The 18840-nt window shown below is 37.8% G+C and carries 18 protein-coding genes; 12 read left to right on the plus strand and 6 right to left on the minus strand.

The window, feature by feature from the left end; genetic code table 11:
- Positions 1-26: 26 nt before the first annotated feature.
- The gene (locus tag ACIQ32_RS01690) at positions 27-923 is read left to right on the plus strand and encodes a glycosyltransferase family 2 protein (protein WP_396193923.1); all 897 of its coding nucleotides are present in this window, start codon (positions 27-29) and stop codon (positions 921-923) included.
- The gene (locus ACIQ32_RS01695; RefSeq protein WP_396193924.1) at positions 923-1849 is read left to right on the plus strand and encodes a glycosyltransferase family 2 protein; all 927 of its coding nucleotides are present in this window, start codon (positions 923-925) and stop codon (positions 1847-1849) included. Before ACIQ32_RS01690 ends, ACIQ32_RS01695 begins: the two co-directional genes overlap by 1 nt.
- Here the strand turns inward: ACIQ32_RS01695 and ACIQ32_RS01700 are convergent.
- A complete protein-coding gene (locus ACIQ32_RS01700) occupies positions 1826-2239 on the minus strand; it encodes a sugar 3,4-ketoisomerase (RefSeq protein WP_396193925.1) in 414 nt (137 codons plus the stop codon). The two genes, ACIQ32_RS01695 and ACIQ32_RS01700, sit on opposite strands and share 24 nt — an antisense overlap.
- Complete coding sequence (locus ACIQ32_RS01705) at positions 2240-3322, minus strand: glycosyltransferase (RefSeq protein WP_396193926.1); 1083 nt, start codon at positions 3320-3322, stop codon at positions 2240-2242.
- 67 nt (positions 3323-3389) lie between these two features.
- Between ACIQ32_RS01705 and ACIQ32_RS01710 the strand changes: the two genes are divergently transcribed.
- A complete protein-coding gene (locus ACIQ32_RS01710; protein WP_396193927.1) occupies positions 3390-4529 on the plus strand; it encodes a glycosyltransferase in 1140 nt (379 codons plus the stop codon).
- On the opposite strand, the gene ACIQ32_RS01715 is transcribed toward ACIQ32_RS01710, so the two are convergent.
- From ACIQ32_RS01715 to ACIQ32_RS01725, 3 genes are read right to left on the minus strand one after another with little or no spacing between them, the layout of a single operon-like run.
- A complete protein-coding gene (locus ACIQ32_RS01715) occupies positions 4526-5797 on the minus strand; it encodes an O-antigen translocase (RefSeq protein ID WP_396193928.1) in 1272 nt (423 codons plus the stop codon). The genes ACIQ32_RS01710 and ACIQ32_RS01715 overlap by 4 nt on opposite strands.
- Positions 5798-6877 (minus strand): DegT/DnrJ/EryC1/StrS family aminotransferase, encoded by a 1080-nt coding sequence (locus ACIQ32_RS01720; RefSeq protein WP_396193929.1) that lies wholly within the window; start codon positions 6875-6877, stop codon positions 5798-5800. It abuts the gene before it with no gap.
- Entirely contained in the window at positions 6874-7818 is a 945-nt protein-coding gene (locus ACIQ32_RS01725) for a FemAB family protein (protein WP_396193930.1), read from the minus strand. Before ACIQ32_RS01725 ends, ACIQ32_RS01720 begins: the two co-directional genes overlap by 4 nt.
- A 116-nt stretch (positions 7819-7934) precedes the next feature.
- On the opposite strand from ACIQ32_RS01725, the gene ACIQ32_RS01730 reads away from it, so the two are divergent.
- Positions 7935-9725, plus strand: a complete 1791-nt coding sequence (locus ACIQ32_RS01730) for a gliding motility-associated C-terminal domain-containing protein (RefSeq protein WP_396193931.1) — start codon at positions 7935-7937, stop codon at positions 9723-9725.
- Here the strand turns inward: ACIQ32_RS01730 and ACIQ32_RS01735 are convergent, their stop codons facing one another.
- On the minus strand, positions 9726-10469 hold the full coding sequence (locus ACIQ32_RS01735) for an RDD family protein (protein WP_396193932.1): 744 nt from the start codon (positions 10467-10469) through the stop codon (positions 9726-9728).
- Positions 10470-10489: 20 nt separating this feature from the next.
- On the opposite strand from ACIQ32_RS01735, the gene ACIQ32_RS01740 reads away from it, so the two are divergent.
- From ACIQ32_RS01740 to ACIQ32_RS01775, 8 genes are all read left to right on the plus strand, one after another.
- Entirely contained in the window at positions 10490-11452 is a 963-nt protein-coding gene (locus ACIQ32_RS01740; RefSeq protein WP_396193933.1) for a stage II sporulation protein M, read from the plus strand.
- A gap of 1 nt (position 11453) precedes the next feature.
- Positions 11454-12392 carry a hypothetical protein gene (locus tag ACIQ32_RS01745; RefSeq protein WP_396193934.1) on the plus strand — a complete coding sequence of 313 codons (939 nt, stop codon included), beginning with the start codon at positions 11454-11456 and terminating at the stop codon, positions 12390-12392.
- 55 nt (positions 12393-12447) lie between these two features.
- The gene (locus ACIQ32_RS01750; RefSeq protein ID WP_396193935.1) at positions 12448-13143 is read left to right on the plus strand and encodes a DUF4129 domain-containing protein; all 696 of its coding nucleotides are present in this window, start codon (positions 12448-12450) and stop codon (positions 13141-13143) included.
- The gene (locus tag ACIQ32_RS01755; RefSeq protein WP_396193936.1) at positions 13143-14345 is read left to right on the plus strand and encodes a DUF4350 domain-containing protein; all 1203 of its coding nucleotides are present in this window, start codon (positions 13143-13145) and stop codon (positions 14343-14345) included. The genes ACIQ32_RS01750 and ACIQ32_RS01755 overlap by 1 nt, the downstream gene beginning before the upstream one ends.
- Positions 14345-15349 (plus strand): AAA family ATPase, encoded by a 1005-nt coding sequence (locus ACIQ32_RS01760; RefSeq protein ID WP_396193937.1) that lies wholly within the window; start codon positions 14345-14347, stop codon positions 15347-15349. Before ACIQ32_RS01755 ends, ACIQ32_RS01760 begins: the two co-directional genes overlap by 1 nt.
- A gap of 29 nt (positions 15350-15378) precedes the next feature.
- Positions 15379-16710 carry a DUF58 domain-containing protein gene (locus ACIQ32_RS01765; protein ID WP_396193938.1) on the plus strand — a complete coding sequence of 444 codons (1332 nt, stop codon included), beginning with the start codon at positions 15379-15381 and terminating at the stop codon, positions 16708-16710.
- A 20-nt stretch (positions 16711-16730) separates the two neighbouring features.
- A complete protein-coding gene (locus tag ACIQ32_RS01770; RefSeq protein WP_396193939.1) occupies positions 16731-17522 on the plus strand; it encodes a TrmH family RNA methyltransferase in 792 nt (263 codons plus the stop codon).
- Positions 17523-17545: 23 nt separating this feature from the next.
- Positions 17546-18840, plus strand: a 1295-nt coding sequence (locus ACIQ32_RS01775; protein ID WP_396193940.1) for a serine hydrolase domain-containing protein, incomplete at its 3' end; no start/stop codon positions are given.

The following is an 18840-nucleotide window of genomic DNA, read 5'->3' on the forward strand; positions in this document are numbered from 1 at the left end:
AGGTATTATTTAATTCCGTTTTCTAAATGATTTCAGTGCTAATTCCAACATACGATTACAACACTTTACCCTTGGTAACGGAATTGCAACAACAATTGTCGGCCGCCAACATCGCCTATGAAATTATTGTTCAAGATGATGCTTCGCCGCTGAATTCAAATACCGATAACAATCAAAAAATCAATGGCTTACCAGGCTGCCGTTTTGAAATAAACGAAACAAATTTAGGCCGCGGTCAGAATCGGAATTCATTAATACAAAAAGCCCAATTTGATTGGGTATTACTGATGGATTGTGATATGTTTCCCCAATCGGAAAACTTTATCATGACTTATCTTGAGCAGATTCAAAACGAAGCAAATCCGGTGGTTTACGGTGGTTTGCTATACCAAAAGGAAAAGCCAACTAAAGAACAGTTGCTGCGTTGGGTTTTCGGAAAAAGCCGGGAAGAAATTCCTTTGTTTAAAAGACAATCCAATCCTTACCACTACTGTTTAATTTCAAATGTTATGATCAGGAGAGATTTGCTGTTGGCTTATCCATTCAGTACCGCTATTTACCAATACGGCTACGAAGACATCGTATTTATTTTGGAACTGAAAAAGCATCACATTCCGATTGTACATATTGAAAATCCGGCTTATCATTTAAATTTAGAGAGTTCAGCCATATTTTTGGAGAAATTCCACAGTTCGTTACAAAACTTGAAATGGGTGTTAGACCATCAAATCATTCAAGCTGATGACACAGCCTTGACTCGAACCTATACCAAGCTTCGAAAATTCGGTTTGACGCGAATGACTGCTTTTTGCTTCGGCATAGGAAAAACGTTGATGACTAAACACTTGTTGTCTGCTAAACCTACGCTTTTTGTATTCGATTTGTACCGTTTGGGTTATTTTTGTCAACTAAATCTCCGCTGATGCCGTTTTTCTCTGTCATTATTCCGGTTTACAACAAGGCGTTGTTTCTTGGTGAAACGCTTAAAAGCTTGTTGGCGCAAACTTTCACCGACTTTGAAGTGATTGTAATTAATGACGGTTCAACCGATGGAAGCGAAAGTGTAATTCAGAGTTTTAATGATGTTCGAATTCGCTATTACAGCAAAGAAAACGAAGGCGTTGCAGTGGCGAGAAATTTGGGTATTGCAAAAGCGCTGGGCGAATTTATTTGCTTTTTGGACGCCGATGATTATTGGGAACCAAACTTTTTAGCCACTTTCAAAAAACAGATTGATGTTTTACCCAATCACAAAGTATTTTCGTGTGCTATTGCCATTGAAACGGCTCAAAAAACCATTCCGGCTCGTTATTCCTTAGCAAAGATAACAGATTTTCAGTTGGTCGATTTTTTTGATGCCAGTCGGAAAGAATGCATATTATGGACTTCCGCTGTGGCCATCCATAAAAGGGTTTTTGAAAAAACAGGAACCTTTGATACCCAAATCAAAAAAGGCGAAGATACCGAACTGTGGATGCGCATTGGTTTGCAGTACACTATTGGTTTTATCGGAAGTATTTTAGCACGATACCGATACGACAAGGACAGTATTTCCAGAAATTGGCACTACTATTTTGAACCCTATACTTTTGAAAAATACGTAGTTTTAGAAAAGGAAAATGCCAAGTTGAAACAGTTCCTCGACCAAAATCGGTTTTCAGCAGTTATTAAATGCAAGTTGAACGGTGATGCAGCAACCGCTAAAGTACTGTACAATCAAATTGATTTGGATGGATTGGGTTTGAAAAAAACCATTTTGATGGAAATGCCGAATCCGATTTTACGCCTTTTGGTTTGGTTAAAAAATGTTGCCGCAAACTACGGCTTAGGAAATTCCGTTTTTAGATAAGAGGAATTTTGAAAAATCCCGAATATAATCGGCCTCTTCAAACACCTCAGAGGCTATCACCAAACAAACCGAACCGGAAGAAAAATTTTCCAATTCGCGCCAAATACCGTTTGGTATCAACAAGCCTTCATTGGGTTTATTAAGCGTAACCGATATTTTGTTTTTGCCATCGGTCAGCACTACGGTAAAACTACCGCTCAAAGCCACTAAAAATTCTTGTTGGTCTTTGTGAGAATGTCCGCCGCGTTCAGCACCACTAGGCACATCGTACAAATAATACACGCGTTTCATGGCAAACGGAATTACATCGCCTTCAATGACGGAAAGATTGCCTCTAACGTCTTGAATTTTGGGTATAGGCAGTATTTTAATATCGGCTACAGTGGTCATTTATTCGTTTAATAAGCGTTGCCAAGATTGTGCTATGGCATTCAAAGATAAATGTTCTACGCTTTGCTTGGCGTTATTTTTACAATTTTGGTATAATTTTTCATCGGCTATGAACGAATTCATCGCGTTGGCTAAAGCTTCCGGCTTGTGGTTTTCTACTAATAAACCATTGATACCTTGTTGTATAATTTCATTCGGTCCGGTTTCACAATCTACTGAAATTACCGGAGTTCCGGCCGCTAAAGATTCTATCAACGACATCGGAAAACCTTCATAACGACTGGTTAAAAGCGTTGCTTTAGCCTGTTGAATAAAAGGCAGTACATTATTTTGAAAAGGAATGATTTTGACGAAAGAACTGAGTTGTTTTTGCTGAATTTTTTCTGCTATTTTGTTTTTATCTGAACCATCGCCGAGTAAAATTAAGTGCACGCCTTTGCTTTTCGCAACTGACAATTCATAAGCATCAAGCAAGAGTGACAAGTTTTTAATCTCATCTTCCAATCGACCGAAAAACAAAAAAAACGTTTCCGGCAAACCGATTGGTTTATCGCTCAAAGTTGTTGAAAAAACCACCGGATTGTATAACGTTTGAGTATTCGTCAAACCATATTGCGTTTGGATTTTCTGTTCAATCGCTTTGGAAACCGTGACTAATTTAGTGGCTTTTGCATAAAGAAATCTCGCCCAAAACTGGGATTTCGGGAAGTACATTTCCAAATTGGCACTGTGCACCATAAAATAGGTTTTCCGTTGGCCATAAATTAATTTGGTGAAAATCTCGCGGACTAACATCGGTCGGGAACGAACATCTATAATGGTCTCCACTTGGTTCTCGTACAAATAGCGGGCGATGTATTTTCCTTTTTTAACCGCTTTGAAAATGCCTTTTTCTTGGGCAAACAGTTTTCCTAAATTGACCAATTGTCCTTGAAAGTCGTAAGTTACTATATCGAGAATGATGATATGGTGAATTTCGTAACCTAAACCGTGTAACATCTTGCCCAGCATCGCAGCAAAACGCTCGGCACCGCCAACACCCAGGGAAGCGGAAACTATAGCAATTTTGCGATTATTGTTCATTTCTTACTTATATTGCAACGTATTTGAAACGCAGCGGTTAATTTGGCTGCGTAAATATAGGAAGATAATGAAGATTTTACTCATTGGAGAATACAGTCGGCTTCACAATTCTTTAAAAGAAGGTTTGCTTGCGTTAGGCCACGACGTAACTATTTTGGGTTTTAAAGATGGTTTTAAGGATTATCCCGTTGATTTTCCGTTGGTAAAAAAATGGGATGTCGGATTATTAAAAAAACTAAAAATAGCGGTTTTGAAACTGACCGGTTTCGATTTGACTTCCTATTTAACCTATCGTCAATTCTGTAAAAACCAAGTTGATTTTCAAGGTTTTGATGTGGTGCAACTGATTAATGAAAACAGTTTTTATTGTGATTACAGGTATGAAACCAAAATCCTTGACTATTTGTTTCGCCACAATAAAAAATTGTTTTTGCTCAGTTGCGGCGACGATTATGTACATGTGAATTACAATTTCAACCATCCGGAAAATCCTTCGATTGTACAACCCTATTTAGCGGGAAAAATTGCCGACAAAAAGTTTTTGAATGTGTTAAAGTTCAGAACACCATCTTTTAAAAAATTACACCAATTTATTCAAGAAAAATGCGATGGCGTAATCGCTTCCGATTTGGATTACCATCTGCCGTGGCAAAACCAACCGAAATATTTAGGAATGATTCCGAATCCGATTAACTTGGATAAACTCGACTACATTCCTATGGAAATTGGCGGTACCGTTGAAATTTTCCACGGCATCAACAGAGAAAGTTACTTTAAAAAAGGCAACGATTTTTTTGAGCAAGCCTTAGCGGTGATTCAACAAAAATATCCCGAAAAAGTGACGATTACCGTTACCGAAAATGTGCCTTATGCCGAATACATTAACCGGTATAACCGAGTGCCTATTATTTTGGATCAGTTGTACGGACATGACCAAGGTTACAATGCGTTGGAAGCCATGGCGAAAGGCAAAGTAGTTTTTACCAATGCTTCTGCCCTATTTGAAAAACACTATAATTTAACGGAAAAAGTGGCCATCAATGCGTTGCCTGATGAAGATTATTTGGTGGCGGAACTTTCGGCTTTGATTGAAAATCCTGAAACGATACTTGAAATGGGAAAGAAAGCCAGGGCTTTTGTAGAGCAAGAACATCATTACAAAAGAATCGCTGAAAAATACATTTCGGTGTGGACTAAAAGCGATTAGAACAATTGCTTTCGGAAATACACCAACAAGGTGATCAAATAAACTCCGTAAGTTACGGCATTGGCCATCGCTATGCCTTCAATTCCGTACAAACGCACAAGATATTGTCCCGAAAACCAAAATACAGCAAACGAAAATATTTCAGTTATTATAAAAGCTTTCGTTAGTTTCTTTGCAAAAAACTGATAGCCCAAAATGAGTGCCACCGCTTTAAAACCATCACCTATGAATTGCCAGAAAAACAATTCGGAAACCGGGAGAAAGGAATCGGCTAATAATATCGGAATCAAGTACCCGCGCAAAACGTAAAGCACTACTAATCCGATTAAAAAAAACGGCACTATACCTTTAAAGTAACTCCAAAACAAGGATTTTGTCTCTTCAACACTTTCTGATTTGGAGAGTTTAGGAAGGTAATATACCGTTAAAATACTTGACAAAAACAAGAAGTAATAAGAAGAAATTCGGGTTAACGCTTCCCAATAGCCTGCGGCTTCATAACTCAGTGTGTGTATGATGGTGTTGCGAAGCGACAAAAATACTATCGGGCCCAAAAGTGCCGAAACCAGTGCCATCAGTGAGTATTCGGAAAGATTGCGGAGAAAATCGACCTTGTAATTACTGAAAGAAATTCGGAAATAGTCAAGTTGATTGTACATAAAATACAAAGTCACTAAAAACACCAAGACAGGCGCTAATACTATCGCCAAAAGCGCCCCGAATTCTTTGTAATAATACACCAACACTACCGACAAAAACAATCCAATCAAGTTGCCGATAATGTTGATTTTAATGACTTTCCCGTACGCTTCAAAACCGTTCAAAACAGCGGTCAGGAAAATAGAACCGATATACCAAGGCAGGCAGAAAGCCAAGGCTTTAAAAATGGCACTGTACTGAAAAGCTGCACCGAACAAACTGGCATTCCAATACGTAGCCGTAAAAAAAAGCAAGACGGAAAGTATCAATACCATGAGTAAAATAGTTAGCGTAACCCTGGCTAAAAATGAGCGTTGCTTTTCTTCTTGATTGTGGTAATCCGCTACATACTTGATGATTCCGTTTTGAAAACCCAGGATGCCCAAATTTTCAACGGCGGTGATGAAATTCCGAAAGTTACCCACTAATGCCATCCCCGACGGACCGATAAAAACGGCAATGACCTTAGAAGTTACAAAGCCAACCATAATTTTTATCAACACGCTCAGACCATTCAAAGAGGTAACTTTGAACAGCTCTTTTTGCCATATTTGGTTTAAGAAATTCAATTAAAAGCGATTTAACATTTGGATGATATGACTCACTTCCTCTGGGGTCAAAACCGGACTCATTGGCAAACTCAACACTTCGCGATGAATGGCTTCGGTTATAGGATAAGACAACGAATTCCAATCCGGCAATGCTTTTTGCTGGTGTGGCGGAAGAGGATAATGGATTAAAGTTTCAATCCCGTTTTGTTTCAAATATTCTTGTAAGTTGGTTCGGTTAGCAGTGCGAATCACAAACAGATGAAAGACGTGTTTTTGGAAATCATCACACTTGGGCAAGCTGATTTTAGGGTTTTTAATTTCAGTTAAATACCTTTGAGCAATCGATTTACGTAGGGCATTCTCTTTGTCTAAATGCGGTAATTTTACAGTTAAAAAAGCGGCTTGAATTTCGTCAAGTCGAGAATTGACTCCCAAATATTCGTTGTAATATTTTTGTTCCGAGCCGTAATTGCGCAAGGCAAATAATACTTTGGCCAACTCCGAATCGTCGGTGGTAATACAACCCGCATCGCCTAAAGCACCTAAATTTTTCCCGGGATAAAAGCTAAAAGCACGAGCATGATTTCCTGTAAAAGGCAAGCCTTGTGCTTGCGCCGCATCTTCCACTATGAGCAAATTGTGTTGCAAACCAATCTTTGAAATCGCTTCCATATCGGCCAATTGCCCATACAAATGCACTACTAAAATGCCTTTGGTTTTGGCGGTGATTTTGGCTTCAATCTCGTTGGGATTGAGATTGTAGGTTTCGGCATCGGGCTCGATTAAAACCGGCGTCAAATCGGCTTGTAAAACAGCGAGTATACTGGCGATATAAGTGTTGGCCGGCGCTATGATTTCGTCCCCTTTTTGCAACAAGCCCAATTCGATATACGCTTTAAAAATGAGCACCATCGCGTCCAATCCGTTGCCAACTCCAATGCAATGTTTCGCCTTAGTATATTGGGCAAATTGTTGTTCAAAAGCTTGTACTTCTTCGCCTAAAACAAACCAACCTTTGTCCAATACCTGTTGCATTTTCTCCTGAAAAGCCGTTTGGTAAGGAAGATTAATTTTATGTAAGTCGAGGAATTTTATCATAGTGCAATTTGGTATATATTTTGGGAATACACGCTACAACCGAGTTCTTTTTTTTGGTTAAACAAACCTTCGTTGTAGCCTAACTCGCTGTCGTCATCCACTGTTCCCATGTCAAAATAATTGCATTCGGCTTTAAAATGGTCTATTAAATACAGGAAAAGATAATCCAAAGCTCTGAATTTTTTTCCGATTTCGGTAGTCGCGCCGTATTGTGATTTGATTACTTTGTGTTTTTTAAAAATTGTAATTCCCGCTAAGATTTCGTTATCAAGGTAAAGATTATATTGCTCGATGTTGTTGGGAAATTTACATTGCAACGAGTTGATTTCGGCTAACGAATGTAGGGGTTTTGTTTTGTATTTCTCCTGCAATAAAGGCTCTAATACTTCTTGCCAAAAAGCAGTACAATCGGCTTCCTTTTTTACCACCAAACCTTCCGATTGCAATCGACGGTAATGTTTTAGTTTGCTTTTAGAGATTTTGAAATCTGAATGCAAATCGATGGCCAAATTCATTTTCTGTCCAACAACCTTGGTTTGGTGTTTGTGCAAACTATCTCGAATTGCTGAGAAATGAATCGGTGCATAAAACGATAAAATTTCCTTGATTTCACAGGACTCAAAAGATTGTTTTTTGAGGAAGTCAAAGGTGTTAGCTATAATTGCTGAAATACCTTCTGAAGTAATTTCACTTCTAAAAACAAAACCTCCATAGGTCAATCCTTGGTGGGAATACATTCGGTTTTCAATACAATTGGCCGGAAAAACAGCTTGCAAAACTTCAGCCTCAAAAACCAACAACGAATAATCCTGAAACCGATTGGCATGATACTCCATAAAATTTCGGTGAAACAAAAAAGTGGCCGTAATGGTTTGGTCAATGAAATCATTCCAAAGTACAAAATCATCTGATTGGTATCGCCTAATGGTATAATTATTCACAGGATATTTTTAAACTTCGGAAAATTAAACATTTATTTTTTAATGGCATTCACTTTACAAAAAATACGAAATCCAAAATAATTACTTATTTTTAACTTTATAAAAAGTGTTTTGCCTTGAATTTAAAACGAAAATTGCTGTGTTTTATTGTTTTCTTTCTCCACATTTACAGTGTTCGGAGTCAGGACATTTCTCTCTATGAGCAGCTCAACGGCACCTTCGATTTTACATTAATGGGCAACACTTTAAACTTGGCGGAAAACAATTTCACCAATGGTCCCGTTACCACCACTACATCCTCAGCTAGTTTAAACTTGAGTAATGATGCCTCAGTTGTGAGAGCTTATCTTTATTGGGCCGGAAGCGGTGATGGTGATTTTAACATTAAGCTGAATGCCAACAATATAACTCCGGATAGAACCTTTAGTTATCAAAGGAATTTTGACGGCTTAGTTTTTACCTATTTCAGTGCTTTCAAAGACATCACTCAGTTGGTACAAACTACCGGAAACGGCAATTATACTTTATCCGAACTTGATGTAAGTCCCTACATTAGTTTACACTTGCAACGCAAAACCAATTTTGCAGGATGGGCTATAGTAATTGTTTACAGCCGACCTAGTTTACCTTTAAATCAAATCAATATTTATGACGGTTTGGAAGGTGTTCCGAGTGAACTCAACATTACCTTAAACGACCTCAATGTAGTGGATAATTTGAATTCGAAAGTGGGCTTTTTGGCTTGGGAAGGCGATTCGGGTTTGGCCACCGAAGAGTTCCGAATCAATGGCGATTTGTTATTTAACGCTTTGAATCCGTCGAGCAATGTTTTTAACAGTACCAACTCGGTTACCGGAAGCACTACGCTATACAACATGGATTTGGATATTTACGACATTCAAAACAACATACAAATAGGAGATACTGAAGCCGAAATTACGCTTTCTTCTTCAGTAGATTTTGTAATGATAAACACCGTGGTTACCAAATTGAATAGTCAGGTTCCTGATGGCCGTATTGCCGTTACCGAAGTGCAACGACAATGTGATTCGAGAAGTATAATTGTAAATTACACCGTTTCTAATGCGGACTGTACCGGACCTTTACCAACAGAAACACCGGTTTCCGTTTATGTTGATAATCTCATTTTAGAAGTTTTTGAAACCAATGTACCGGTACCGATTAACGGTGCTGTAAACGGTCAAATTACTTTAATGATTCCGGATACAGTTCCAAACGATTTTGAATTAAAATTTGTGATTGATGACAAAGGCGACGGTTCCGGAATTGTAAATGAGATTTCGGAAACCAATAATACCTTCAATACTTCGGTCAATTTGATTACAGCACCTATGTTCAACCCTTTGCCATCGCTTGAATCTTGTAACGAAGGATTTTCACAAGGTACTTTTGATTTTTCAAACTATGACGATTTGGTAAAAACCGTTACCGAAGACATAGCAACATTTTTCGAAAGTCGGGAAGATGCCGAGAGCCAAACCAATCCGATACTCAACACCAACACCTATGTTGCATTGGCAACTCCCAAAGAAATTTTTGTTCGTTTGGACAACCCCAACTGTTACAGTGTGACTTCCTTTATACTAACCACCCGAAATTGTCCGCCAACGGTTTACAATTTTGTTTCGGCTAATCAAGACGGAAGCAATGACACTTTTACCATCAAAGGGTTAGAAAATGTATTTTTGAATTATAAAATTGAAATCTATAATCGTTGGGGTAAATTAATTTGGACCGGCAACCAAAATACTGACCGTTGGGATGGTACTTCCAAGGAAGGTTTTGCAACCAAAAATGTCCCCGACGGCACCTATTTTTATGTCATCTATTTGAACGATGTGGATTATCCCGAACCCCTAACAGGTTACCTCTATTTGGAACACTAACTACATGTTTTGTGTGTAGTAATTGTAGTCTTTAAGCACGGTTTGTATAAATTCTTTCGTGCTTCCCATATCATTTTTAATACCGGTTACTTGCTCAATTTTAGTAGTCAATTTATTTAAAATCACATAATCATTAGATTTCATTGCATTGTGAAATGTTTCTTTAATGATTCGTGCATCGTTATCAGATAATTTGATAACCAAAGGATATTTCGGTTGGTATTCCTGACCGATTTCTTCCAAAATGGTACTGTTGATGGTTACTTTGTTTTTTAAAGTAATCACGGCAGTTCCGGCCGACATGTCGCCTAACCTTTGGGTTTTACTGTTCACTACCATAGCAATCAAACCAATGATACCGCTTCCGAGAGAAATATCAATCAACCGAAACAACCACCGAATTAAATAATCTCCGAAAGAAGCTTGGTAGCCATCAATTTTAACGACTTTTATTTTTACTAATTTTTTACCCAATGTTTGCCCTTCTAACAAAGATTCTTGTACCAAAGAATAGAAGGCAATCGGCAGAAAAAACACCATATACACCGCCATTTGTGACCAATTATCCAATTGATACAACCATCTGTCAATTTCAAAAAAACTAAAAAAAACATAGTAAACGATAATAAAATAGGCTGCTTTTACCAGAAAATCAAGCATATACGCACCAATTCGTTCACCAACAGACGCTGCCGTAAAATTTATAACAACATTTTGGGTTGTATTGATAGAAAGTTGTGACATAATTCTTATTTTAGCCTTCCATGAGGGAAGTAGCATTTATAAAACAAAACAAACAAAAGTGGCTCGATTTTGAGCAAGCTATTTTTGGCAATACTAAAAAAAATCCTGATGAAATGGCTAGTTTGTACATCCATTTGGTCAATGATTTGTCGTATGCCCAAACCTACTATCCCAAAAGTAAAACCGTAGTTTATCTGAATTATTTGGCTTCACAAATTTATCAGAAAATTTATAAAACCAAACGCGAAGAGCAAAATAGATTGGTTTATTTTTTTTCTACCGAAGTGCCTTTGCTGGTATACGACTATAGGCGGTATATCATTTACGCTTTCATCTTGTTCTTTGCTACAGTGACTATGGGCGTTCTTTCAGCCCGGTATGATGAAAATTTTGTTCGTTTGATTCTGGGCGATGGTTATGTGAACATGACTTTGGAAAATATTGAAAACGGAAATCCCGTGGCAGTATACAAATCCGGCAGCAATTGGGGCGGATTTATTGCCATTACATTGAACAACCTTTATGTTGGAGTACGCTGTTTTATTTACGGAATCTTTGGCGGTGTGGGTACGTTTTGGGTATTAATTCAGAACTGCATTATGTTGGGTTCATTCCAATATTTCTTTTACCAACATGGCGTATTTTGGGAAAGTGTAAGCGGCATTTGGATCCATGGATCTATGGAAATTTTTGCCATTGTAATCGAGTCTGCTTGCGGGTTTATCCTTGGCGCTTCTATCCTATTTCCTAAAACATTTTCCCGATTAAACTCCTTTAAAATTGGTTTCAAAGACAGTTTAAAAATCTTTTTAAGCACAATTCCATTTACCATAGCCGCAGGATTCTTAGAAGGTTTTGTTACCCGATATGCTATAGAAATGCCTAATTGGCTGAATGTGGTTATTATTTTGGGTACTCTTTCGATGATTTCATTTTACTTTTTGATTTTTCCAACTATTGTTCATAAAAAACTAAAACGATAATATGTTTAGTCTGTTTAAAAGAAGAAATTTTGGTGACTACGTCAGTGATACTTTTGTGTTTTTCAAAGAAAACGGCAAACACTATTTGAAAAATTACTTCACCATCAGTGGACCAATGCTGCTGATTTTAGTGGCGGCTTCCTACTTTTTGTTTCAAGTGTATTTTGATTTTTTTCTGAAAACTGACCCTAACAGTAATAATTCGGAATACTTAGAAAGTTATTTAACCAACAATATTCCTTTAGTTGTATTAGTCGCTTTAGGCTTGTTCTTGTTTATGATTTTTCTAAGCATGCTCAACTACTCGTTACCCGTAATTTATTTTGATTTGTATGAAAAGAACAACGGAAAAAACTTTGGCACCAAAGAAATTTTAAGCCGATTCAAAGCCCATTTCGGGAAAATATTAGTTTTCTTTTTGGCGACTGTTTTCCTTATAACGCCGGTTTTAATCGCCGTTTTCGCCTTGTTGATTCTACTGTGTTTTGTCATCATCGGAATTCCGCTATTACTGTTTGCTATTCCAACCGCTTTTAGTTGGGTAACCCTGAGTTTTTATGAATATTTAAATACCGATAAAGGCGTTTTTCAAAGCTATGGCGCCGGGTTTAAACATTTAACCAAACAATATTTCCCGATTGTAGGCTCGTGTATGGTGATTTACCTTATCATTCAAGTCGCGATGACGATATTTTCTATGATTCCTTATATGCTGGGCTTGATTTCTGTTTTTACTTCTACACAAGACGGTTTTCAGGAGAACAATGCCCAGTCGGGCGTGGCGCTGGTATTGACCGTTGTCATGGTATTTTCGCTCTTAATGAGTTACATCCTGAACAACTTATTACTGATCAATCAAGGCGTGATATTTTACAGTCGTCAGGAATTCGATGAAAACAAAAGTGCAGATTTCTCTATTGATTTGATTGGCAGTGAATAAATATCTTCTTCTTTTTTGGTTGTTTTTCAGTCTTCCCAATTGGGCACAAGAGTCTATGTCTGTGACCGAAAAGGACTCATTGGCTTTGCTTGAAAAAAAGTGTAAAGTAGACCAAGCACCAAGGCAAAAAAACATTGCTATTTCGCCCAATTTAAAATCGAAATACAACTCAGCGGAATTCCAATACGAAGTCAAACTTTCCGAAAAAAGTGCTTGGGATAAATTCAAAGAATGGCTAGCCTATTGGTTCAAGAAAATTTTCGGCTTATCAGACACCAAAGTTTCCTCGAATTATGTTGAAATTACGCTGAAAGTTTTAGCCGGATTAATCGTTATTTACGTGGTTTATCTGATTGTCAAACTCATTTTAAACAAAGAAGGCCAATGGGTTTTCGGAAAATCAACTACCAAAAAAATCATCAGCGACGATGATATAGAAAAAAACTTGGTGCATGTGGATTTCGAAAAGTTACTGAAGCAAACCTTAAACGAAAATAACCACCGTTTGGCCATTCGCTATTACTATTTGTGGACATTAAAAAAATTATCCGAGCGCAATGTCATCGAATGGCATGTGGACAAAACCAACACTGATTACTTGTACGAAATCCAATCCAAAGATTTAAAAAACAACTTTCAATACCTATCGTATTTGTACAATTACATTTGGTATGGCGAATTTGAAATGAACGATATTACCTTCAAACAAGCCCAAAAAGCTTTTGAAAACACTTTGCAATCGATTAAATAATGAACAGAACTATAAAAATATACATCTTCTTTTTAGTCGTTCTGATAGCGGGCGTGATTTATATTGATGCCGTTCGACCCAAACCGGTTGATTGGTCGCCAAGTTATGTTTTGAGAGATAAAATTCCGTTCGGACTGTATGTATTTGACCAAGAAAGCAAAAACATTTTGAAACAACAAAAAATTCAAAAAGTCAAAACTTCGGCTTATGAGTTTTTAGATGAACACTTCGATTACAGTCAAGAAGTCGACAGTTACAATATAAAAGGCACTTTGTTTAATATTTGCGATACTTATATCATTGATGACGAATCGACTAAAGAGATGTTCTATTTCGTAAGTCACGGAAATTCTGCTTTTTTGAGCGTTCAAAATCTACCTGAAATCTTTACCGATTCGCTCAATATTAAACTCGATGCCGATTACGATTTTAAAACGGAAATCGATTGTTGGATGGCGAATAAAAACTTAGGGCAGGAAAAATACGATTTATCCAAAGGCGGCAATAACGCTTACTTCTCGAGTATAGACACTTTAACTACAACCATTTTAGGCTATCAATCCGGAACAAACAACAAGCGGGTAAATTTCATCAAAGTGCCTTACAAAAAAGGAAACTTCTACATTCATTTGCAACCGGCTGCATTCACCAATTACCATTTACTCAAAGACAATCATTACCAATACACCGAAAAAGTATTATCGTATCTCCCAAAAGGGAATGTGTTTTGGTTTGTGAAACAACAAGAAGGTATTGCAGAATCGGGTTCACCTTTGCGCTATATACTTAGCCAACCGGCTTTGCGATATGCTTGGTATTTGTTCTTAATCGGCATGATTATTTTTATGATTTTTAATGCCAAAAGAAGACAAAGAATTATTCCTGTCATCAAACCACTGTCGAACACCACAGTCGATTTTACCAAAACCATCGGGAATTTATACTATCAGGAAGGCAATCACCAGAACCTTATCGATAAAAAAATCATTTATTTCCTCGAACGCGTTCGCAATGAATATCTCATTGAAACAGCGGTTTTAGATGAAAACTTTATCAAAAAATTACACGCCAAAACCGGCAAAGACATCAAAGACATCGAACACTTAGTATATTTGATTAATTATCAAAAGAAAAGCTATCATCAAAGTATCGAAACTGATTTAATAGAAATCAATAAAGCAATAGAAAAAATCATCAGCTAATGGAAAATACAGAAAACTTCGATACTCAGGAAAATGTAAATTTTGAGTCCCGATTGAATTTGGAACCGCTACGCGCCAGTATTGACAAAATCAAAGCCGAAATGGAAACGGTTATTGTAGGCCAACACAAAATGATCGACCAATTATTGGTGTCCATTTTGGCTAACGGTCACGTATTAATCGAAGGTGTTCCCGGCGTGGCCAAAACCATGACCGCCAAAATCATCGCCAAAACCCTTTCGGTAGATTTCAGTCGGATTCAGTTTACACCCGATTTGATGCCATCGGATATCTTAGGAACTTCGGTATTCGATTTGAAAAAATCGGAATTCGAATTCAAAAAAGGACCGATATTTTCCAACTTAGTCTTGATAGACGAGATCAATCGTGCACCGGCCAAAACCCAAGCGGCTTTGTTTGAGGTAATGGAAGAACGCCAAATCACCATCGATGGCCATTGCTATACTTTAGACCAACCGTTTATCGTATTAGCCACACAAAACCCAATCGAACAAGAAGGAACCTATCGTTTACCCGAAGCACAACTCGACCGTTTCTTGTTTAAAATTAATGTTGATTATCCTAAACTTAACGAAGAAATCGATATTATCCACAAAGAACATACGCTTCAAAACAAAGGAAAATTAGAAGACATTCAGACCATTTTACAGGCTTCTGATATTATCAATTACCAACAGTTAGTAAAACAAATTCTGGTAGAACCTAATCTTTTAGAATACATCGCCAAATTGGTGGTGAATACCCGAGAAAATGCCTTTTTATACTTAGGAGCTTCGCCAAGAGCCTCAATAGCAATTTTGAATGCCGCCAAAGGTTTTGCTGCCATTAGAGGCCGTGATTTCGTCACTCCGGAAGACATTAAAGATGCCGCCATCCCGGTTTTACAACACCGCGTAATTGTTACTCCTGAACGTGAAATGGAAGGATTGACCAGCATCGAAATCATCAAACAAATCATTGAAAGCATCGAAATCCCGAGATAAATCATCTTTGGACAAAACGGAAAACCAGCATGAACTTTTTCAAACAGTTATACCTCAATAATTTCTTTTTCTATTTGCTTATCGGCATAATAGTGCTATTCTGTTTGGCCTTTATCTTTCCGGTTTTGTACAATGCTACTTGGTATTTGCTCTTTATTATTTTAGTGTTTTTTGTATTGGATATTTTGATTCTTTTCAGCAACAAAAACGGAATCGAAGCACACCGAACTACACCCGAGAAATTGTCCAACGGTGATGAAAATCCAATAATCGTTACCGTAAAGAATTTTTATACCTTTCCTATCCATGTTAAAATTATTGATGAGATTCCGTTTCAGTTTCAAGTCAGAAATTTTGAAATCAAAAGAAAGATAAAAAATGCTGCTCAAGACGAAGTGCAATACCATTTGCGCCCAACCGAACGCGGTGAATATTTTTTCGGGAATCTGAATGTTTATGTGACTTCTCCATTACAATTGATTTCCAAAAGATACCGTTTCGACAAAGACCAAATGGTGCCAACTTATCCGTCTTATATTCAATTGCGCAAATACGACTTAATTGCTTTCTCCAATAATTTATTCCAATACGGTGTCAAAAAAATACGGCGCATTGGCCATACAATGGAGTTTGAACAAATCAAAGAATACGTTCCCGGCGACGACATTCGAACCTTAAACTGGAAAGCTACCGCCAAGAAAAACAGCTTGATGGTCAACCAATACCAAGACGAAAAATCGCAAAACATTTACATGGCCATCGACAAAGGTCGCGTAATGAAAATGCCGTTCAACGGAATGAGTTTGCTGGATTATGCCATTAACGCGACTTTGGTTTTGTCGAATGTCATTCTGAAAAAACAAGACAAAGCCGGTATGTTTTCGTTTTCTAAGAAAGTGGAAAACGGAGTGGTTGCCGAAAAGCGAACCTCACAAATGCAAAAAATACTGGAGAATTTATACAATGTAAAAACCGATTATTTTGAAAGCGATTATTCGCGTTTGTATGCCGACATCAAGAAAAACATCAACCAACGAAGTTTGATTATCTTGTATACTAACTTCGAAACCATGGATGGTTTGCATCGCCAATTACCGTATTTAAAAGGGATTGCCAAAAACCATTTGTTGGTTGTAGTCTTTTTTCAAAACACCGAATTGTACCAAATCACCAATAAAAAAGCCGACACCATTCAGGAAGTTTACGATAAAGTCATCGCTGAAAAATTCATTTTCGAAAAGAAACTCATCGTCACCGAACTCAAAAAGTACGGCATTCATTCGGTACTAACCCAACCGGAAAACCTTACGTTGGACACCATCAACAAATACCTTGAAATCAAGGCGCGAGGCATTTTATAAAAAGTCAGTACTTTTACGACATGAAACAAATTACCAGCGCTCAAAATCCGTTCATAAAATCTTTGGTGCTTTTACAAGAAAAAGCCAAAGCCCGCAAACAATCCGGGACTTTTTTGATTGAAGGGTTGCGCGAAATGGAGCTAGCGGTTAAAGGGAATTATACTATTGAAACCATTCTTTTTTTACCGGAATTGTTGACTGAAGCTGAAATCAAAAAACGCATTCCCTATCCGAGTGAACTAATTGAAATTTCTAAAGAAGTCTATCAAAAGTTAGCTTATCGCGATACCACTGAAGGAATATTAGCAGTAGCGCAAACAAAATCTTTAAATTTAGAAGCATTGCAACTTCCCGAAAACCCACTTATCGTGGTAATGGAAGCGATTGAAAAACCCGGTAATATCGGTGCCTTGCTGCGTACTTGTGATGCGGCTAAAGTAGACGCCGTTATCATTGCCAATCCCAAAACCGATTTGTACAACCCGAATATCGTTCGCTCCAGCGTTGGCTGTTTGTTTACCAATCAAATAGCCACTGCTACAACTGAGGAAGCAATTACTTTTTTACAACAAAAAAACATTAATTTCTATAGTGCCACATTACAGAATTCTACTTCCTATCACACCCAAAACTACACTACTCCTACTGCTTTGGTAGTTGGCACAGAAGCCACCGGATTATCACAACCTTGGCGCGATCAAGCCACACAAAACATCATCATCCCAATGCAAGGTGCCATCGATAGTATGAACGTTTCGGTAGCGGCCGCCATTTTGATTTTTGAAGCCAAACGCCAAAGAGGGTTTAAGTAATTATGAATTTTGAATTATGAATTATGAGTTTTAAATTACAATGGCTATACCTATTGGCTAGCTTCTCATTAAATGCCCAAATTACAGAAAAAGAGGTTGATGTTTTGGTAGAGAACACCCTGAAAACCTTTAACGTGCCAGGCATAGCCGTAGGTATCGTAAAAGACGGTCAATTGGTTTTAGCCAAAGGATATGGCGTAGCCAATATCAAAACGCAACAAAAAATGGACGCCAACACTTTAGTGGGTATTGCTTCAAACAGCAAGGCATTTACAGCTTCGGCTTTGGCTATTTTGGTCGATGAAGGCAAAATCAATTGGGACGATAAAGTCAAAAAGTACTTGCCCGAATTTAAAATGTACAACAATTACGTAACGGAAGAATTTACCATACGCGATTTACTAACACACAAAAGCGGACTCGGATTAGGCGCCGGAGATTTGATGATTTGGCCCGACGGACATGACTTTACACCCAAAGACATTGTAAGAAACATTCAATATCTCAAACCGGTTTCAGGTTTCCGAACCAAATATGATTACGACAATTTACTCTACGTAATTGCCGGGGAAGTCATTGAAAAAGTTTCGGGTAAATCTTGGTGTGATTTTGTTGAAGAACGCCTTATGCAACCTATAGGAATGACTAAAAGTGCTGCTTCATGGAGAAGGTTAAAAGATACAACCAACGTCATTGTACCGCATGTACCCACTAACGGAAAACTGGAAATTGTTCCTCGTTATACCAATCCGATTTTTGATGCCGCTGCCGGATTATATGCTTCTGTAAACGACTTGAGCTTTTGGTTGATTGCGCAAATGAATCAAGGCAAATTTGGTGAAAACCAAAGGTTATTCTCAGAAAAACAATGGAAAGAAATGTGGACACCGCAAACCATTTTACCAATGAACAATCCATATCCATACAGCTCTAATTTCCGCAGTTACGGTTTAGGTTGGCGTTTGGAAGACATCAACGGTCATTTGCAAGTCTCTCACACCGGCGGATTAGACGGCATTGTTACACAAACCATTATGATTCCGGATGTGAAGTTGGGCATTATCGTTTTAACCAACCAACAAAACGGCGCGGCTTTTACAGTGATATCAAATACCATAAAAGACAGTTATTTGGGATTGCCAAAGTTTGACCATTTGGCTTATTTAAGTCAGGAAAGAAGAGCTAAAGAAGACAATGCCGATAAAATAACAGAGGAAGTTTGGACTGTTGTCCATCAGAATGAGAAGCAAAAAACTAAAATCGACTTCAATCAATACACCGGAACTTTCAAAGACAATTGGTTTGGAGAAGTAACTAT

The organism is Flavobacterium sp., from assembly GCF_044373165.1.
GTDB lineage: Bacteria > Bacteroidota > Bacteroidia > Flavobacteriales > Flavobacteriaceae > Flavobacterium.

Bases quoted from the DNA above. Each gene is read 5' to 3' on its own strand.
- ACIQ32_RS01690 (WP_396193923.1), top strand. From the start codon at position 27: ATGATTTCAGTGCTAATTCCAACATACGATTACAACACTTTACCCTTG.
- ACIQ32_RS01695 (WP_396193924.1), top strand. From the start codon at position 923: ATGCCGTTTTTCTCTGTCATTATTCCGGTTTACAACAAGGCGTTGTTT.
- ACIQ32_RS01700 (WP_396193925.1), bottom strand. From the start codon at position 2,239: ATGACCACTGTAGCCGATATTAAAATACTGCCTATACCCAAAATTCAA.
- ACIQ32_RS01705 (WP_396193926.1), bottom strand. From the start codon at position 3,322: ATGAACAATAATCGCAAAATTGCTATAGTTTCCGCTTCCCTGGGTGTT.
- ACIQ32_RS01710 (WP_396193927.1), top strand. From the start codon at position 3,390: ATGAAGATTTTACTCATTGGAGAATACAGTCGGCTTCACAATTCTTTA.
- ACIQ32_RS01720 (WP_396193929.1), bottom strand. From the start codon at position 6,877: ATGATAAAATTCCTCGACTTACATAAAATTAATCTTCCTTACCAAACG.
- ACIQ32_RS01735 (WP_396193932.1), bottom strand. From the start codon at position 10,469: ATGTCACAACTTTCTATCAATACAACCCAAAATGTTGTTATAAATTTT.
- ACIQ32_RS01740 (WP_396193933.1), top strand. From the start codon at position 10,490: ATGAGGGAAGTAGCATTTATAAAACAAAACAAACAAAAGTGGCTCGAT.
- ACIQ32_RS01745 (WP_396193934.1), top strand. From the start codon at position 11,454: ATGTTTAGTCTGTTTAAAAGAAGAAATTTTGGTGACTACGTCAGTGAT.
- ACIQ32_RS01750 (WP_396193935.1), top strand. From the start codon at position 12,448: ATGTCTGTGACCGAAAAGGACTCATTGGCTTTGCTTGAAAAAAAGTGT.
- ACIQ32_RS01755 (WP_396193936.1), top strand. From the start codon at position 13,143: ATGAACAGAACTATAAAAATATACATCTTCTTTTTAGTCGTTCTGATA.
- ACIQ32_RS01760 (WP_396193937.1), top strand. From the start codon at position 14,345: ATGGAAAATACAGAAAACTTCGATACTCAGGAAAATGTAAATTTTGAG.
- ACIQ32_RS01765 (WP_396193938.1), top strand. From the start codon at position 15,379: ATGAACTTTTTCAAACAGTTATACCTCAATAATTTCTTTTTCTATTTG.
- ACIQ32_RS01770 (WP_396193939.1), top strand. From the start codon at position 16,731: ATGAAACAAATTACCAGCGCTCAAAATCCGTTCATAAAATCTTTGGTG.